Annotated in this window: 13 protein-coding genes; 5 read left to right on the forward strand and 8 right to left on the reverse strand. The window is 64.7% G+C overall.

Annotated features, from left to right (window positions below; all coding sequences use genetic code 11):
* The first annotated feature begins 88 nt into the window (after window positions 1–88).
* On the forward strand, window positions 89–3,550 hold the full coding sequence (gene pyc, locus GTW25_RS09325; RefSeq protein ID WP_252911786.1) for a pyruvate carboxylase: 3,462 nt from the start codon (window positions 89–91) through the stop codon (window positions 3,548–3,550).
* 52 nt (window positions 3,551–3,602) lie between these two features.
* On the opposite strand, the gene GTW25_RS09330 is transcribed toward pyc, so the two are convergent.
* The gene (locus GTW25_RS09330) at window positions 3,603–4,424 is read right to left on the reverse strand and encodes an SH3 domain-containing protein (protein ID WP_252911788.1); all 822 of its coding nucleotides are present in this window, start codon (window positions 4,422–4,424) and stop codon (window positions 3,603–3,605) included.
* 250 nt (window positions 4,425–4,674) lie between these two features.
* On the opposite strand from GTW25_RS09330, the gene GTW25_RS09335 reads away from it, so the two are divergent.
* Entirely contained in the window at window positions 4,675–5,838 is a 1,164-nt protein-coding gene (locus tag GTW25_RS09335) for an MFS transporter (protein ID WP_252911789.1), read from the forward strand.
* Between the two features lie 59 nt (window positions 5,839–5,897).
* Here the strand turns inward: GTW25_RS09335 and GTW25_RS09340 are convergent, their stop codons facing one another.
* From GTW25_RS09340 to GTW25_RS09365, 6 genes are all read right to left on the reverse strand, one after another.
* Complete coding sequence (locus GTW25_RS09340) at window positions 5,898–6,056, reverse strand: DUF3309 family protein (protein ID WP_252911791.1); 159 nt, start codon at window positions 6,054–6,056, stop codon at window positions 5,898–5,900.
* Window positions 6,057–6,162: 106 nt separating this feature from the next.
* On the reverse strand, window positions 6,163–9,303 hold the full coding sequence (locus GTW25_RS09345) for an efflux RND transporter permease subunit (protein ID WP_252911792.1): 3,141 nt from the start codon (window positions 9,301–9,303) through the stop codon (window positions 6,163–6,165).
* Between the two features lie 62 nt (window positions 9,304–9,365).
* The gene (locus GTW25_RS09350) at window positions 9,366–10,499 is read right to left on the reverse strand and encodes an efflux RND transporter periplasmic adaptor subunit (protein ID WP_252911794.1); all 1,134 of its coding nucleotides are present in this window, start codon (window positions 10,497–10,499) and stop codon (window positions 9,366–9,368) included.
* A gap of 159 nt (window positions 10,500–10,658) precedes the next feature.
* Window positions 10,659–11,210 carry a hypothetical protein gene (locus tag GTW25_RS09355; RefSeq protein ID WP_252911795.1) on the reverse strand — a complete coding sequence of 184 codons (552 nt, stop codon included), beginning with the start codon at window positions 11,208–11,210 and terminating at the stop codon, window positions 10,659–10,661.
* Complete coding sequence (locus GTW25_RS09360; RefSeq protein WP_252911797.1) at window positions 11,207–13,483, reverse strand: xanthine dehydrogenase family protein molybdopterin-binding subunit; 2,277 nt, start codon at window positions 13,481–13,483, stop codon at window positions 11,207–11,209. The genes GTW25_RS09355 and GTW25_RS09360 overlap by 4 nt, the downstream gene beginning before the upstream one ends.
* Window positions 13,484–13,485: 2 nt before the next feature.
* Window positions 13,486–13,941 (reverse strand): (2Fe-2S)-binding protein, encoded by a 456-nt coding sequence (locus GTW25_RS09365; protein ID WP_252911799.1) that lies wholly within the window; start codon window positions 13,939–13,941, stop codon window positions 13,486–13,488.
* Between the two features lie 68 nt (window positions 13,942–14,009).
* Here GTW25_RS09365 and GTW25_RS09370 point away from each other — a divergent pair, with 68 nt between their 5' ends.
* Genes GTW25_RS09370 through GTW25_RS09380 form a run of 3 tightly spaced genes read left to right on the forward strand, consistent with a single transcriptional unit; the run spans window position 14,010 to window position 15,737 of the window.
* The gene (locus tag GTW25_RS09370) at window positions 14,010–14,600 is read left to right on the forward strand and encodes a TetR/AcrR family transcriptional regulator (protein ID WP_252911800.1); all 591 of its coding nucleotides are present in this window, start codon (window positions 14,010–14,012) and stop codon (window positions 14,598–14,600) included.
* Window positions 14,601–14,645: 45 nt separating this feature from the next.
* Window positions 14,646–15,518: an HpcH/HpaI aldolase/citrate lyase family protein gene (locus tag GTW25_RS09375; RefSeq protein ID WP_252911801.1), complete on the forward strand. Its 873-nt coding sequence runs from the start codon at window positions 14,646–14,648 to the stop codon at window positions 15,516–15,518.
* Window positions 15,519–15,530: 12 nt separating this feature from the next.
* On the forward strand, window positions 15,531–15,737 hold the full coding sequence (locus GTW25_RS09380; protein WP_252911802.1) for a DUF1737 domain-containing protein: 207 nt from the start codon (window positions 15,531–15,533) through the stop codon (window positions 15,735–15,737).
* 3 nt (window positions 15,738–15,740) lie between these two features.
* Here GTW25_RS09380 and GTW25_RS09385 read toward each other — a convergent pair whose 3' ends face one another.
* On the reverse strand, window positions 15,741–16,772 hold the full coding sequence (locus GTW25_RS09385; protein WP_252911803.1) for a LacI family DNA-binding transcriptional regulator: 1,032 nt from the start codon (window positions 16,770–16,772) through the stop codon (window positions 15,741–15,743).
* Window positions 16,773–16,901: the final 129 nt, after the last annotated feature.

Genomic DNA, 16,901 nt, shown 5'->3' on the forward strand with positions numbered 1-16,901 from the left:
ATGCGCCGTCTTGTTTCTGTGCATGTCTTTATCCCGAAACCGGTTCCCACTTTCGGGAGACATGCCTGGATCACCCGGAGAGCCTGCCTTGACCATTCGGAAAATCCTCGTTGCCAACCGATCCGAAATCGCCATCCGCGTCTTTCGCGCCGCCAACGAACTCGGCATCAAGACCGTCGCGATCTGGGCCGAGGAGGACAAATATTCGCTCCACCGCTTCAAGGCCGACGAAAGCTATCCGGTCGGGCGCGGCGTGCATCTGCCGAAGGATCTGGGACCGATCGAAAGCTATCTGTCGATCGAAGAGGTTATCCGCGTGGCGAAATTGTCCGGCGCGGACGCGATCCATCCGGGCTACGGCCTGTTGTCGGAAAGTCCCGAATTCGCCGAGGCGTGCGCCAATGCCGGTATCGTCTTCATCGGCCCGAAGCCGGAGACGATGCGCCGGCTCGGCAACAAGGTCGCGGCGCGCAACCTTGCAATCGAGGTCGGGGTGCCGGTCGTGCCGGCGACCGAGCCGCTGCCGGACGATATGGAAGACGTGGCGAAGATGGCCGAGGCGATCGGCTATCCGGTCATGCTCAAGGCATCGTGGGGCGGCGGCGGGCGCGGCATGCGCGCGATCCGCAAGCCCGACGATCTCGCTCGTGAGGTAACGGAAGGCAAGCGCGAGGCGAAAGCCGCGTTCGGCAAGGACGAAGTTTATCTGGAAAAACTCGTCGAGCGTGCGCGCCATGTCGAGGTGCAGGTTCTGGGCGACACTCACGGCAATGCCGTTCATCTGTTCGAGCGCGACTGCTCGATCCAGCGGCGCAACCAGAAGGTCGTGGAGCGCGCGCCTGCGCCCTATCTTTCGCAGGAACTGCGCGAGGAATTGTGCGGCTACGCGCTGAAGATCGCCGAGGCGACGTCTTACGTGGGCGCGGGCACGGTCGAGTTCCTTCAGGACGCCGACACCGGCAAATTCTACTTCATCGAGGTCAATCCGCGCATCCAGGTGGAACATACCGTCACCGAGGAAGTGACCGGTATCGACATCGTCAAGGCGCAGATACACCTTCTCGAAGGCGCGGCCATCGGAACGCCCGAATCCGGCGTGTCGGCGCAGGGCGACATAAGGCTCAACGGCCACGCCATGCAGTGCCGCATCACGACGGAAGACCCGGAGCAGAACTTCATTCCCGATTACGGTCGCATTACCGCCTATCGCGGGGCGACCGGTTTCGGCATTCGGCTCGACGGCGGCACGGCCTATTCGGGCGCGGTGATCACGCGCTTCTACGATCCGCTTCTGGAAAAGGTAACGGCGTGGGCACCTTCGGCGGAGGAAGCGCGTCAGCGGATGGACCGGGCGCTGCGCGAGTTCCGCATTCGCGGCGTGGCGACGAACCTCACCTTTCTCGAAGCGATCATCAACCACCCGCACTTTCGCGACAATTCCTATACGACGCGGTTCATCGATACGACGCCGGAGCTTTTCGCCGCCGTCAAACGACAGGACCGCGCGACAAAGCTTTTGAACTATCTCGCCGACGTTTCGGTGAACGGTCATCCCGAAGCGCGCGGCCGCGCAAGACCGAAGGAGGATGCTCCTGCGCCGCGTGTGCCCTTCATCGGCGGCGACGTACCGGACGGCACGAAGCAGCGTCTCGACCGGGATGGACCGGAGGCGTTCGCACGCTGGATGCGGGCCGAGCCTCGCGTTCTCGTTACCGACACGACCATGCGCGACGGACATCAATCGCTTCTGGCGACGCGCATGCGCACGCATGACATCGCCGCCATCGCCGGGACCTATGCGCGGGCGCTGCCCGACCTCCTGTCGCTCGAATGCTGGGGCGGCGCGACCTTCGACGTCGCCATGCGCTTTTTGACCGAAGACCCTTGGGAGCGGCTTTCAAAGGTGCGCGAGGCCGCGCCCAATATCCTGCTCCAGATGCTTCTGCGCGGCGCGAATGGCGTCGGCTACACGAACTATCCCGACAATGTCGTCCGCTATTTCGTCAAACAGGCAGCGAGTGGCGGCGTCGATCTCTTCCGCGTCTTCGACTGCCTGAACTGGGTCGAGAACATGCGCGTGTCGATGGACGCGGTGCGTGAAGAGGGCAGACTGTGCGAGGCGGCCATCTGCTACACGGCCGATATCGGCGATCCCGAACGGGCGACCTATGACCTCAACTACTATGTCGGGCTGACGCACGAACTGGAGGCCGCCGGCGCGCATATCATCGCCATCAAGGACATGGCCGGCCTGATGAAGCCGGCGGCGGCTAGGGTGCTCTTTAAGACGCTGCGCGAAGAGACCGATCTGCCGCTGCATTTCCACACCCACGACACGTCCGGCATTTCCGCCGCGACCATACTGGCGGCGGTGGAAGCGGGGGTCGACGCGGTCGATGCAGCAATGGATTCGCTGTCGGGCAACACCTCGCAACCCTGTCTCGGCTCGATCGTCGAGGCGCTGAAAGGCGGCGAGCGCGATACGGGGCTCGACGGCGACTGGATCCGGAAGATCTCGTTCTATTGGGAGGCGGTGCGCAACCAGTATGCCGCCTTCGAAAGCGACCTCAAGGGGCCCGCCTCGGAAGTCTACCTGCATGAAATGCCGGGCGGTCAGTTCACCAATCTGAAAGAACAGGCGCGCTCGCTGGGGCTGGAGGCCCGCTGGCACGAGGTCGCGCAGGCCTATCACGACGCCAATTTGATGTTCGGCGACATCGTCAAGGTGACGCCGTCCTCGAAGGTCGTCGGCGACATGGCGCTGATGATGGTCAGCCAGGATTTGACCGTCGCTGACGTCGAGAACCCGAAGAAGGACATCGCCTTTCCCGATTCGGTCATCTCGATGCTGCGCGGCGATCTTGGCCAGCCGCCGGCCGGGTGGCCCGAAGGCTTGCAGAAGAAGGCGCTGAAGGGCGAAAAGCCGATCAATGTGCGGCCGGGCTCACTCCTCAAGGCAGCCGATCTCGACACTGAGCGCAGCGACATCGAGACGAAGCTCGAACGGGAACTCTCCGATTTCGAGTTCGCTTCGTGGCTCATGTATCCGAAGGTCTTCACCGATTTCGTGGCCGCCTCGACCGAATACGGCCCGGTCTCGACGCTGCCGACGCCGGTCTATTTCTACGGAATGAGCCAGGAAGACGAGATCTTCATCGAGATCGAGCGCGGCAAGACGCTGGTCGTGCGCTGCCTCGCCATCGGCGAGACCGATGAAAAGGGCATGGTCACGGTGTTCTTCGAACTCAACGGGCAGCCCCGCCGCGTGAAGGTGCCCGACCGTCTTCGCGGCGCCGATGCCGCCAGGGCACGGGCAAAGGCGGAACCCGACAGTGCCGCCCATGTCGGCGCGCCCATGCCCGGTGTCGTCTCGACGCTCGCCGTGTCGGCGGGCCAGAAGGTGTCGGCTGGCGACGTGCTGCTATCCATCGAGGCGATGAAGATGGAGACCGCGCTTCATGCCGAGCGCGATGGCGAGATCGCCGAGGTGCTGGTCAAGGCAGGCGACCAGATCGACGCCAAGGATCTGCTTGTCGTCTACGCCTCCTGAAAGCGAAAAAGCCCGGCAATGCCGGGCTTTTTCAAGTTCATTCGATATGCGATCAGCGCGCGATGAAGGACTGGAAGATATAGCCTTTCTGGCCGTCATAATTGACCTCGCACCAGCGGCAGTCGGTTTCGGCCTCGATCGCGGCGTTCGCGGGAACGACGGCGAGCACGCTCGCGTCATCGGCCGGGGCCGAGCGCATGTTCACATATTGCGTGGCCTTGGCGGGCTGGAGATCGCTTGCCGTCGCCACGGCAGGTTCGGGCCGGGCCTCTTCTTGCCCGTTCAGCGCGGCGTCGAACGCACTGCGCTCGCGGGCGGGCGTCGCCGGCCGCTCGGGCGCAAACCCGGCCGCCTGTGCGGGGATCGTGGAGGTGAACAGGCCGTCGGTTCCATCCGAACCCATGGCGCTTGCGATCTCGGCGGCTGCGACCGTTTCGTCGACGGCCTTCTTGAGTTCGGCAAGCTTGTCTTCATCGACCGCGAGCGCATCCGCGCTCCAGCGGGGATCGTTGGCGGCGAGGCCGGGCGAATCCGTTGCGCTCGTCATACGCGCGGCCGTGGTCGTGCCGGGCGCTGGATCGGCCGCCGGTTCGATGGCGGCGGCCGGTTGCGCGACGGGTGCTTCGATGGCGGCTGGCGTCACGGAGGCGGTCTGAACCGAGGCGACCTCGACGGTCGGGGCGTCGGACGCCGTCAGGCTGCGCGTGAGAGGACCAGCGGCAAGCGCTCCGACCAGAGCGAGGCCGACGAAGCCGATGGCGACAGGTGTCGCCGCCTTGCGGATGAGATTTCTGGATTTCAGGATGCGGCCGACTTCCCGTTCATTCCCCTCGCCGTTCCAATCGATACGGCTGCGCGGCGTGTCTGCGGACATGCGATTACCTCAGGTTACTGCTCGCGCGTTCGTTGCGGCTCTACAGGTCGTCGACGCTGGGCGAAGCAGGTTCGTGAATCCCTCTTGGCGACAACATAGCATCGATTGTGGCGGTGATGAGCCGGGTTAAGCCGACGTTAAGGCTCGACCTTCCTGTTACAGGACTGCAACGCAATAAAATAATTTGACTGGATCGAGTTAAATCGATTTAGATTAACCAATTAGCTCCTATTGGGTATTGCACGGCGTAATGAAACGTGAATTTTCCTTTCCCTCGACGCGCGTTGCGGTCGCGCTCGCCTTCGTCGCGAACGGTCTGGTGATCGGTGCATGGGCGCCCCAGATACCCGCGCTCGCCGACCGGCTCGAGCTGTCGGAAAGCCGGCTCGGCCTTCTGATCCTCGTTTTCGGCCTCGGCGCGCTCGCGGCCATGCCATGGTGCGGTGGGTTGATCGCCAGATACGGCTCGCGCCGTCCGCTCGTCGCCTTCGCCGCGCTCATGCCGCTCAGCCTGCCGGCCGTGGTGCTTGCGCCCGATTTCACGGTCGCGGCGTTCGCGATGTTCGGATTCGGCGCATTGATCGGTGGCATGGATGTCGCGATGAACGCCAATGCGGTCGCTGTCGAGCGGCATCTCGACCGCGCGATCATGTCGTCGTCGCACGGATTCTGGAGCCTCGGCGGCTTTGCCGGTGCCGCTGCCGGCGGCTTTGTGCTGCAGGCCAGTGGCGCGCTTGCGCAGTCGGTTCTGGCCGGGTTCATTGCCGGGCTCCTGAGCCTCGGCGTCGCGCGCTATGCCTTGCGGGACGCGCCGCCTCCAGCCGAGGCTGTGCAACGTGCCCGCTGGCCGCTGAAGCCGCTGCCCTACCTGCTGGGGCTTGCCGCGCTGCTCGGCATGATTCCCGAGGGCGCGGTGCTCGACTGGGCCGCGCTTTATCTCCAGCGCGAGCACGCGGCGGGTCTGGCACAAGCGAGCCTCGCCTTCGCGCTGTTTTCGGCGGCGATGGCGCTGATGCGGTTTTCGGGCGATGCGGTCCGCGACCGGTTCGGTGCGGTCGCGACATTGCGCGCGTCCTGTCTCGTCGCGGGTGTCGGTCTCGTAGGAGCCGGGCTGTCGCCTTCGCCCGAGCTTGCCATCGCCTTTTTCGCTCTCGTCGGGCTCGGCCTTGCCAATATCGTGCCGATCGCCTTCTCGGCCGCAGGCAACCAGACCGGGCTCGCACCCGGCGTGGGCATGAGCGTCGCCACCACGATGGGCTATTCCGGTATCCTCGTCGCGCCTTCCGCCATCGGCTTCATCGGCGAGTACACGGGTTTCGCGCCGATCTTCGTCGTGCTCGCCCTGGTCATTCTCTTGCTTGCGATCTTCGCGCCGGTGGTGTCGATCGCCGACCGGCAAAAGCCGGTCCCGTAAACCAAAACGCCCGGCAGGTCGTGACCGCCGGGCGAAGGGGTGCTCCGTCTCGCAGAGGGCTAGATTCGGCCCATCAATACGAGGATCAGCACTACTACCAGGACGACCCCGAGAATGCCCGAAGGGCCATAACCCCAGCCGCGCGAATGCGGCCAGGCCGGAATGGCGCCGAGCAGGATCAGGATCAGAATGATGATCAGAATTGTTCCGAGCGACATGGCAAAGTTCCCCAACTCTCCTCGAACAGGATGATCCTGTCCTGCGCCCTAAATGCGCGAGGGCGCCCGCAGGTTCCGCAGGCGCCCTTGCCGGTTGCAATGAGGTCTATTCGGCAGGCAAGGGTTGTGCGTCCGATTCCGGTTCGGGTTTCGGCTTGCGCCGGAAAAGCCGGGACCAGAAGCTGCGTCGCGTCTCGCCGGCCTTGGGATGCTCGCGGGTGAAGACCATCAGCGCGGCCGGCGTCACGATCAGCGTCAGGACCGTCGCAAACGACAGACCGAACACGATCGCGGAAGACAGCGAAATCCACCACTGGGTGGACGGCGCGTTGATCGTGGTTTCATGATGAAACAGTTCCAGTCCGATGCCGAAGGCAATGGGAGCGACACCAAATATGGCGGCAAGCGCCGTCAGGACCACCGGACGCGCGCGCTCGCGGCAGGTCTGAAGGATCGCGTCGATCTTGTTCATGCCCTCGTGGCGCAACCGGTCGTAAGTATCGATCAGGACGATGTTGTTGTTGACGACGACGCCTGCCAGCGCAATGACGCCAATTCCCGACATCACGATGCCGAACGGCTGCCCCATGATCAGCAAGCCGAGGAACACACCGATCGTGGACATGACCACGGTTATGAGCACGAGCAGCACGCTGGTGAACTTGTTGAACTGGGCCAGAAGCACGATAAAGATCAGGAAGATTGCGGCGCCGAAGGCGTTCATGAGGAAGGCGCTCGCAGCGTCGCTTTCCTCGCTCGAGCCGGCAAGCCGCCATTTGGTCGAACCCAGGTCGAGTTCGCCTACCGCCTGCGCCACTTGCGCCTGCACTTCGGCGACCTGATAGCCATGAGCGATATTCGACTGGACGACGATGGTCCGCTCCGAGTCGATGCGGTTCAGGATGCCGGTTCGCTGCTGCGGTTCGCGGGTGACGAAATTGGCGAGCGGGACCGAGCCTTCCGGCGTTTGAACCCGCAACTGGTCGAGGCTGGACAACGTCCGGCGGTCGTCGGGCAGGCGCAGGCGGATGTCGACGGCATCGTCGACGCCGGCCGGCCGGTAGTCCGAAAGCTTGAGGCCGACGGTTACGAGTTGGACCACGGTGCCGACCTGGCTGGGACTGACGCCGTATTGCGCGGCCTTGGCACGATCCACCTTCAGCGCCCAGTCGACGCCGGGCGGCGGCAGGCCGTCGGATATCTCGATGACACCCGGCACCTGTGCGATCCGCGCCGCGACCGCGCGGGCGTGATCGTTCAGATATGTCGGGTCGGCTGCCGAGAGCCTGACCTGAATCGGCTGGCCGGTCGGCGGGCCCGCATCGGGCACGCGCACCTGAACCTGAATACCGGGCAGGTTCGCCATCTCGACGCGCAGATCGTCGAGAATCTCGCTGGCCGCCTTGCGCTCGCGCCAGTCCAGGAACTCGTACTGGATGACGCCGATGACGTCCTCGTCGATGTCCTGCCCGCCGCCCCGCGTCATTCCCACGCGCGTATAGACAGATTCCAGGCCCGGCCAGCCAAGGAGACGGTTTTCGGCAAGCCGTGTCGCCGCATCCATTTCCTCCAGAGAGAGATTGCCGCGCGCATGTACGTACATCAGTCCGTATTCGGGCTCGACATTGGGGAAGAACTCGACGCCCGCGCCATATTGCGAATAGGCGTATTGGACACCGACCAGAAGGCCGACGGCCAGAAGCAGAACGGTCTTGGGATAGGCGACTGCCTTCTTGACCGCACCCATATAGAGGCCGTCGGGCTTGCCTTCCGGCTCGGGATGGGCCTTGGCGAAAAGCGCTCCCAGCGTTGGCGTGAAGACCAGCGCGTAGAGCAGCGACGCGGACAGGGTCATGATCAGCGTCAGCGGCAGATACTTCATAAACTCGCCGACGACGCCCGGCCAGAAGAGCAGCGGCGAGAAGGCGGCGATGCGCGTCAGCGTCGCGGCGGTGACGGGGCCGGCCATGCGGCGCGCGGCCAGATCGAACGCCTCGACGCGGTCCATGCCCTCCGACATGCGCCGTTCGGCGAATTCGGTGACGATGATCGCGTCGTCGACCAGCATGCCCACAGCGAGGATCAGCGCGAACAGCACGATCATGTTGACCGTGTAGCCGAGCATGGCAAGGGCCAGGATGCCCATCAGGAACGAGACCGGGATCGACAGGCCGATCAGGATCGAGGAGCGGCCCGACAGGGCATACAAGATGACGATGAAGACGAGGATGACGGCGATCAGGACGTGGTTCTGGAGGTCGCTCAGAAGCTGGCGGACCATGTCCGACTTGTCCTGGCTGAAGCCGATCGTGACGGGAACCGGCAGGTTCTCCTGAAAGGCTGTGGCGATCTCCTTCACCGTGTCGACGGTCTCGATCAAATTCGCACCGGCGCGTTTCTTCACCTCGATCGCGATGGCGGGCTTGCCGTCGAGGCGGGTGATCGTTTCGGCCTCGGCGAAGGTCGAGCGGATCGTGGCCAGATCGCGGGCGCGCACGACCGCATTCGGCCCGGCGACGATCGGCAGGTCGGCGACGTCCTCGACGGTCTCGATCAGCGAGGGGACCTTGACCGGGAAGCGGCCTTCGGTGCCTTGCAGAGCGCCGGCGGCGACGAGGCTGTTGCCGGCCGAAACGCCCTGGATGAGCTGGTCGAGCTGCAAACCGTAGGAAGACAGCTTGACCGGATCGACGATGACGTCGACCTGTTCGTCGCGGGTGCCCTGAAGCGTGCCTTCGAGCACGCCGGGCACCTCTTCGATGCGGTCGCGCAATTCGCGCGCGGTCGAGGCAAGGAGGCGTTCGGGCAGGTCGCCCGAAAGCGTGACGACGAGAACCGGGAATTCCGAGACGTTGACCTCGTTGACGGTCGGCTCGTCGACGCCTTGCGGCAGGTCGCGCCTTGCGTCGGACACCTTGGCGCGCACGTCTTCCAGCGCGTTGGAAAAATCGAAGCCCGGCTGAAACTCGATCAGGACGTAGCCGCCGCCCTCATAGGCGGCCGAGCGCATCTCCTTGACGCCGGACAGGCCCTTCATCTGCAATTCGACCGGGCGCAGCAAAAGCCGCTCGGAATCCTCCGGCGAAATGCCCTGATAGGTCAGGCTGACATAGATGATCGGGATCGGAATGTCAGGCTCTGCTTCCTTCGGGATCGCCTGATAGGCGAGCGCGCCCGCCACGATCATGAAGATCATGACCGACAGGGTCAGCCTTGCATTGTCGATTGCCAGTCGGACGAGGTTCATGTCCGCATATCCTCAAAAATCGGATCGGTCGCGAGACGACCGCGCCGCCTGTCGCGTCTCGTTCAGTCGAGCCCCGCCACTTCGCCGGCCAGCCCGCGGATCGTCTCTTCGTCCGCCTCGACGGCATTCACCAGGTCGCCTTCGGCCACGAAATCCTGTCCGGACACGATCACCCGCGCATCCGCCGGAATGCCCGCGAGAACGAGACCCTCGGGCGTATCGTCGACTAGATCGATCATGTGGAACGCCACCTTGCCGTCCGGGCCGACCGTGCGAATGCCGAGGTCGCCCTTTGCGGAAAGCGTGACGACCGAACGCGGCAGGCGGACCGATTCCACCGGTCTGGCGCGCAGCGTCATCTCGGTTGTCATGCCGGCCGGGATATCGTTGTCCTCATTGTCGATCGCGACCTCGACCTGAAAGGTTCGGGTCTGCGCGGAGGCATCGCGCGAAATGTAGCTGATCTCGCCCTCGACAATGCGGCCGTCGACGAGGCGGACATCAGCCCGGTCACCGGTCGTGAGATGGCCGAGGTCGCGTTCGCCGACCTCGCCCGTCGCGACGATCGGGTCGAGCGCCAGGATCGTGGCGATTTCGGTGCCGGCCATGACCGAGCCGCCGATCTCGACATTCACGCGGTCGACGAGCCCGCTGAACGGCGCGCGCACCTCGTTGCGGGTAAGCTCGGCCTGTGCCGCCTCGAGCTGCGAGCGGGCGGAGGCAAGCGCCGAGCGGGCATTGTCTGCCTGAAGGCGCGGCAGGGAGCCGGACTGGACGAGGCGTTCGGCAGCTTCCGCTTCGGCTTGACGCTGGCTGAGCAATTGCTGCGCCGTCGCGATCGCGGCTTCCTTTTCTTCGGCATCGAGGCGGATAATCAGGTCGCCGGCCTCGACCATCTGCCCCTTCGAAAGGGGCAGTTCGGAAACGATGCCGGCGGAACGGGCGGCCAGCACGGCGCGCTTGTCGGCTTCGGTCAGACCTGACATGCGGATGGCGCGCGAATGCTCGAAACGCGGCGGCCTTATGACAGCCACCGTGTGACGTCGTTCCTCGACCTGAGGCGCGGCATCGCCCGGCTGTGCGGATTCGCTGTCCTGTGCGGAGCCAACGGACGAAAACTCGCCGGTCGCGACCCAGACGGCCGTCATCGCGAACACGGCGACAGCCGCGATTTGGTGGAATTTGAATTTCGACATGTCGGTCAATCCGTTTCGGGACACGCCTCGCGTCAGCGCAGATGGTACGGCGTGATCCTGAATTCAATTCGGCGCGGTGCGCAGGGCAAAATCCCTACATCAGCGCGGTGCGGCGCAACAGTCACGTTTTTTCATCGATCGATCACTCCTGCCAAAATGTCAGCCCTGCGGGCACGGCGCGCCGAGTTCGGCCCAGCGCTTCAAGGCTTCGTATGTCTCTTCCGCGCTGCCTGGCGCGGGCTCGCGGCCCGGTCCCGGTTCCCAGCCCCACGCGACCAGCGCATCGTCGCGCAAATGGACCGCGACCTCATCGAGCGTCTTGCCGCCATTGCGCGCCGGATCCTTGATCTGGGCGCAGATTTCGCCCGAACTCTTTTCGAACCAGACCATTTCCTGCGGCGCCAGATGCCAGTCGGGCGATCCTGGCGGCCCGTGGAGGACCGGCGAATTCGTTTCCTGATGACAGGTCCGGCATGTCATGCCCGGATTGCCGAAGCCGTCCGGTCCGCGCCGCACATTGAACGGGTGAATGCGCGCTTCGCCATAATGGGCGCCGGACCAGCGCGGATGGTCGTCCTCGGTATGGCAGTTGGCGCAGCGCGGATGCGAAAAGACACGATAGAGCCCCTCCCATTCGATAAGGCCCGGTTCGTCCTGCGCAAAAGCTGGGCCCGGCATCAGGAAAAGCGCGATGGCGAAAAGGCGTCTCATGCGAAATCCACCTCGCGCGCCAGCGGCAATTGCCGGATCCGCTTTCCCGTCAGCGCGAAGATCGCGTTGGCGAGTGCGGGCGCTGCCGGCGGCGTGCCGATTTCGCCGACGCCGCCCATCTTCGGTGCGTTCTGAAGGATCGCGACCTCGACATCGGGCGATTGGTGAATGCGCAGCGGATCGTAATCGTGGAAATTGGTCTGGACGGCCCGGCCATCGGCGAAATTGACCTCCTCGAACATCGCCGCCGACAGGCCGAACAATGCGCCGGACATCAATTGCGCCTCGATGATGCTTGGGTCGAGCGCGCGTCCCACATCGGCCGCAATCCATACCTTCTCGAGGCGAATGCGCCCTTCAGTTTCCGAGATTTCCACGATCTCGGCGACCCAGGAGCCGAAGCTTGTGGCGAAGGCGAAACCTTTCGCGCGGTTCGCCGGCAGGGACGCGGACCACTCGGCCATGTCCGCCACCTTTTCGACGACGCCGACGGCAGCGGGATGATCGGCCATCAGGGAAAGCCGCAACTCGACCGGATCGATGCCGCCAGCCGTCGCGATCTCGTCCATGAAAGCTTCGTGGAAGAAACCGTTGAAGGAATTGCCGACCGCCCGCCAGAAGCCGACCGGAACGCCGGGATTGTCGGCGACGACACCCGAGACGCGATAATTCGCGATCGAATAGGGTTGGTTGAAAGACCCGTCGACGATTGCGGTGTCGGAGCCGGGGACCGGCAGGCGCGGATAAAGACGCGGCAGGAGCGAGGCGATGATCGACGGGGAGGCGATCTTCATGTCGAGCGCCTGCGGCATGCCGTCCTCGCCGAGCCGCGCCCGGAACCGGCCCATCGCGGCAGGACGATACATGTCATGCGTCATGTCTTCCTCGCGCGTCCAGGTCACCTTGACGGGCCGCCCGTTCGTCTCCATCGCAAGGCGCGTCGCATAAACGGCGTAGTCGACCTCCAGACGGCGGCCGAACGCGCCGCCGAGGCTGGTCGTGTGGACGCGGCAATTCTCCTGCGAAATGCCTGCTTCGCGGGCGCAGGCCATGCGCGTCAGCGTCGGCGACTGGTTCGGTGCCCACACGTCCAGCTCGCCGTCGCGGAACCGCGCGGTCGCGTTCATCGGCTCCATCGCGGCATGGGCGAGGAAGGGTACGCGATACTCCGCTTCCACCATCCGCTCGCGCGGCGCATCGGCGAAGACGGTTTCGACGTCGCCGTCATCGCGGAAATTCGACCCGCGTCCCGCCACCGCCGCCTCAAGTCCCGCCCAGATGGCGTCGTCGTCAACGGCGCGGTCGGGGCGCTCCCATTCGACCTGGACGGCATCGGCAGCGCGCATCGCGTGCCATGTCGAGCGCGCGATCACGCCGAAGCCGTTGCCGAGATGGGTTTCGATGATCACGAGCTTTTCCACGCCGGGCATCGCAAGCGACCCTGCATCGTCCAGCGTGCGGATTGTGCCGCCGAAATGCGGATTCATGCGGATCGTCGCGAAGACCATGTCGGGCAAGTCGACATCGACGCCGAAGATCGGCGCGCCGGTGACCTTGGCTTCCATGTCGAGGCGCGGTTGGGGCCTGCCAAGCAGTTTCCACTCGGCCGGATCGCGCAATATGGGGTCGGCGGTCAGGTCCACGCGCGCCGCATCAAGCGCCAGTTCGCCATAGGCGACGGTTTCACCTGTCGCGGGGTTGGTAACGAAGCCCTCGGCGGTGGTCAGCGAGGCGGCGTCGACCTGCCATCGTCGGGCGGCCTGCGCTTTCAACGCCTCGCGGGCGAGCGCACCGGCCTGCCGCATGCGCGTGAATCCGTCCGTCGTGGAGGACGAACCGCCCGTCGCCTGCATGGCCAGGAACCTGCCGACCACGCCCATGCCGCCGCGCATCATTTCGGCAATGGTCGAATCGTCGAAGCGGGGGAACGGCACGCCTTCTTCCAGCATACCGATATTGGCGTAGGCGGACGCCGCCGGCCCGTGCTCGACCGTGACCTGATCGAGCCGCACGTCGAGTTCTTCGGCAATTAGCGCGGCGAGCGTCGTCGTCACGCCCTGCCCCATCTCCGCACGCGGCACGATGACCGTGATCGGTCCCTCGGTCGGGATTTTCACGAAGGGGTTGAAGACGGCCTCGCCTTCGCCAGCCTGTGCCTCCAGCGGATTGGGGAACGGGCGGCGATAGACATAATAGCCGACGGCAAGCCCCGCCGCTGCCGCCCCGGCAGCTCCCAGAAATACGCGCCGTGTGATTTTGCCCGCGCGCGACATCGTCAGGCTCCGGTCGAAGCGGCGGCGCGCTTGATGGCGGCGCGGATTTTCGGATAGGTCGCGCAGCGGCACAGATTGCCGCCCATGGTACGGTCGATATCCGCGTCGGACGGGTTCGGGATTTCATCCAGAAGCGCCACCGCGCTCATGATCTGGCCGGCCTGGCAATAGCCGCACTGGGCTACCTGTTCGACGATCCACGCTTCCTGGACGGCATGCAGCGCGCCCGGACGGCCGATACCCTCGATCGTCGTGACATCGCCCTCGACCTGTCCGAGCGGCAGCACGCAGGAGCGCACCGGCTGTCCCGCGACGAGCACGGTGCAGGCGCCGCACGCGGCGATGCCGCAGCCGAATTTCGGTCCCTTGATGCCGGCAAGATCGCGCAACGCCCACAAGAGCGGCATCTCCGCTTCGGCGTCGATTTCGATCGGATTGCCATTGACGGTCAGGCGCATGAAGAGCGATCCGGTTGTCGTTGACGATACGTATTGACAAAATTCGTCAATTTGTCAATTACCAGTGAATGACACAGAAGCTTTCGGCTTTACTCTTCGCGAAGATTGACGACGAGCGCCGCGTCCGCATCCTCGACGGCGCGATGGGCTGCTTCCTTGCCTATGGCTACCAGCGCACGACGATGGACGATATCGCCAGGGCGGCCGAGATTTCGAGGCCCGCGCTCTACCTGCAATTCAGGAACAAGGCGGACATCTATCGTGCGCTTGCCAGCGCCTTCATGGAGCATGCGCTGGAGAATGCCGTATCCGCCTTCCAGGCTGCGGGCGATCTCGAAACCCGGCTCCGTTCCGGGCTGTCCTGCGTGATGGACCTCGTCGGCGCGGTCGAGGCGTCGCCGCACGGCGCGGACATTCTCGATATGAAATCGAGCCTCGCCGCCGACATTGTAGCGAGCGGCCGGGCGAAAATGCGCGCGACGATCGAAGGCGCGATCGCGGCGAGCGGTGCGACGGCATGTTCCGCGCGCGTTTGTGCCGAAATGCTGCTCGACGCGATGGACGGGATGAAGCAGCGCATGCCGCCCTCCGCCGAGCAGGCGAAGCTCAAGGACGACTATATCGCGGTCCTGATGGCGGCGCTTGCGCGTCCATCCTGACGTCGCCGTCTTGCAAGCTGCGCGCGGCTCGGCCACAAAGCCGTCATGACATCCCGTCCCCACCGCCCGCGCCGTTCGGTGCTCTACGTTCCCGCGACCAATGCGAAGGCGCTGGCCAAGATCGCCAGCCTCGATTGCGACGCCGTCATCGTCGATCTGGAAGATGCCGTTCTGCCGGACGAGAAGAAGGCGGCGCGCGACGCGGCGATGCGGTTCGTGGCCGAACGCGGCGCGGGCGCGAAGGAAACCGTCATCCGCATCAATGCCTTGTCGAGCGAATGGGGCCGCGACGACTTGAAGGCGGCGCGCGAGGCGCGGCCGGATGCGATCCTCCTGCCCAAGGTCGACGGTCCGCGCGACATTCTCGAAGCCGACCGTATGCTCGACCGGTCCGAGACCGACCCGTCGCTCTGGCTGTGGGCGATGGTCGAGACGCCGCGCGCCATGCTCAATCTCGGCGCCATCGCCGAGCTTGGCCGGGACAACGCCGCGCGGCTTGCCTGCCTCGTCGCCGGCACCAACGATCTGGTCAAGGAAACCGGCGTTCTCTCGACCCCCGACCGGCGCTATCTGACGGCCTGGCTGATGCAGATGGTGCTCGCCGCCCGCGCGGGTTCGCTCGACATTCTCGACGGCGTGTCCAACGATTTTCGCGATCTCGATGCCTTTGGCGCGGAATGCGGCGAGGCGGCGAATATGGGTTTCGACGGCAAGACGCTGATCCATCCCGCGCAGATCGAGGCGGCGAACCGTGCGTTTTCGCCGGGAAGCGAAGCGATCCTGGAGGCGGAAGCCATCCGCGTCGCCTTCGCCGCGCCGGCCAATCGCGGCAAGGGCGTTCTGTCGCTCGACGGCCGTATGGTCGAGCGGCTCCATCTGGAACAGGCCGAGCGGCTCCTCGCCCGCGCCGGCAAATAGGAGATTCATCGCATGCGTCTTTATCGCCTTTTGACCGGTCCCGACGATTCGAGCTTCTGCCATAAAGTGTCCAACGCGCTCGCCAAGGGCTGGCATCTCTATGGATCGGCCACCTACGCATATGATGCGGAAGCAAAAGCGATGCGCTGCGGACAGGCCGTGGTCAAGGACGTTCCAGGCGTCGAATACAATCCGTCGATGAAGCTCGGCGAGCAGTAGCTTTTAACGCGGCGGCGCGGAGCTTTCGCGCGCGACGAGGCGCACCGGCAGGGTTTGCGAGACCGATGTCGCCACGTCCGTCGTCCGGCCGTTCTCGAGCAAGGCGAGCAGCGTGCGTGCGGCCGTTTCGCCGATCAGCGCGCGGGGCTGCGCGATGGTCGTCAGCGACGGCACGAAATGGGCGGCGATCTCGATATCGTCGAAACCGACAACCGACACGTCGTCCGGCACCGACACGCCGCGCTGGTGAAGCGCGCCGATGAAGCCGCAGGCCATGGCGTCCGACGCGCAGAAGACCGCGCTCGGTCGCTCGGAGAGCGCCAGCCAGTGGACCGCGAGTGCCGCGCCCGAAGCGAGCGAGAAGTCGCCTTCGAAGAACCAGTCCTCACGGACGGTCAGATTTCGTGCGGCCAGCGCGGCACGGGTTCCGCGCGCGCGGGCGATCGTGAGGACGTTGTCCGGCGGTCCGGTCAGATGGCCGATGCTCCTGTGCCCCAGATCCGCGAGGTGATCGACGGCGAGCCGCGCGCCCTCGAAATTGTCGATGGTGACGGTGGGGCGCGGATCGTCGTCCAGCCATTCGCAGGCGAACACGATCGGCGGGCGGCGGGCCGCCGTCTCGCCAGCCGAAAGCACGTCGGGCGGCAATTGCGCATCGAGGACGATCAGTCCGTCCGACCGGTTGTTGTGCAGATAATCGGCGATGCGGTGGTCGGCATCGCCCGCATGCCGCGTATCGGCGATCAGCACATTGTAGCCGGACGTTGCCATGGCGGAGGTGATGCCTGACAGGATTTGCGAAAAGAAGGGGTTGGCAAGGTTGGGCACCAGAACGACGATGCCGCCTGCCTGCCGGCGGCGCAGGTTCCGCGCCGCGTGGTTGATCCGATATCCGGTCTCTTCGATCGCTCGTATGACGATGGCGCGCGTGGCCTCCGACACGCGATCGGGTGCCGAAAGCACGCGGCTGACGGTCGCCGTCGAAACCCCCGCAGCCGTCGCCACATCGCCGATATTTGGGAATCGTGCCGTCATTCGCAATCCTGCATGCAGGGCCAATAGCCCGAGGCGATGACGCCGTCACGCCCGTCATTATTTCGAAGCCCGCAAAAAATCGGCTTGTCAGCCATTAAATTCTGTGTTTGCATCTGATGCAATCGATTA

It is taken from the genome of Aliihoeflea aestuarii (assembly GCF_024105665.1).
In the GTDB taxonomy this organism is placed as follows: domain Bacteria; phylum Pseudomonadota; class Alphaproteobacteria; order Rhizobiales; family Rhizobiaceae; genus Aliihoeflea; species Aliihoeflea aestuarii.

Coding starts and splice junctions, on each gene's coding strand:
- GTW25_RS09330 (WP_252911788.1), bottom strand. CDS start 4,424: ATGTCCGCAGACACGCCGCGCAGCCGTATCGATTGGAACGGCGAGGGG.
- GTW25_RS09335 (WP_252911789.1), top strand. CDS start 4,675: ATGAAACGTGAATTTTCCTTTCCCTCGACGCGCGTTGCGGTCGCGCTC.
- GTW25_RS09340 (WP_252911791.1), bottom strand. CDS start 6,056: ATGTCGCTCGGAACAATTCTGATCATCATTCTGATCCTGATCCTGCTC.
- GTW25_RS09345 (WP_252911792.1), bottom strand. CDS start 9,303: ATGAACCTCGTCCGACTGGCAATCGACAATGCAAGGCTGACCCTGTCG.
- GTW25_RS09350 (WP_252911794.1), bottom strand. CDS start 10,499: ATGTCGAAATTCAAATTCCACCAAATCGCGGCTGTCGCCGTGTTCGCG.
- GTW25_RS09355 (WP_252911795.1), bottom strand. CDS start 11,210: ATGAGACGCCTTTTCGCCATCGCGCTTTTCCTGATGCCGGGCCCAGCT.
- GTW25_RS09360 (WP_252911797.1), bottom strand. CDS start 13,483: ATGTCGCGCGCGGGCAAAATCACACGGCGCGTATTTCTGGGAGCTGCC.
- GTW25_RS09365 (WP_252911799.1), bottom strand. CDS start 13,941: ATGCGCCTGACCGTCAATGGCAATCCGATCGAAATCGACGCCGAAGCG.
- GTW25_RS09370 (WP_252911800.1), top strand. CDS start 14,010: ATGACACAGAAGCTTTCGGCTTTACTCTTCGCGAAGATTGACGACGAG.
- GTW25_RS09375 (WP_252911801.1), top strand. CDS start 14,646: ATGACATCCCGTCCCCACCGCCCGCGCCGTTCGGTGCTCTACGTTCCC.
- GTW25_RS09380 (WP_252911802.1), top strand. CDS start 15,531: ATGCGTCTTTATCGCCTTTTGACCGGTCCCGACGATTCGAGCTTCTGC.
- GTW25_RS09385 (WP_252911803.1), bottom strand. CDS start 16,772: ATGACGGCACGATTCCCAAATATCGGCGATGTGGCGACGGCTGCGGGG.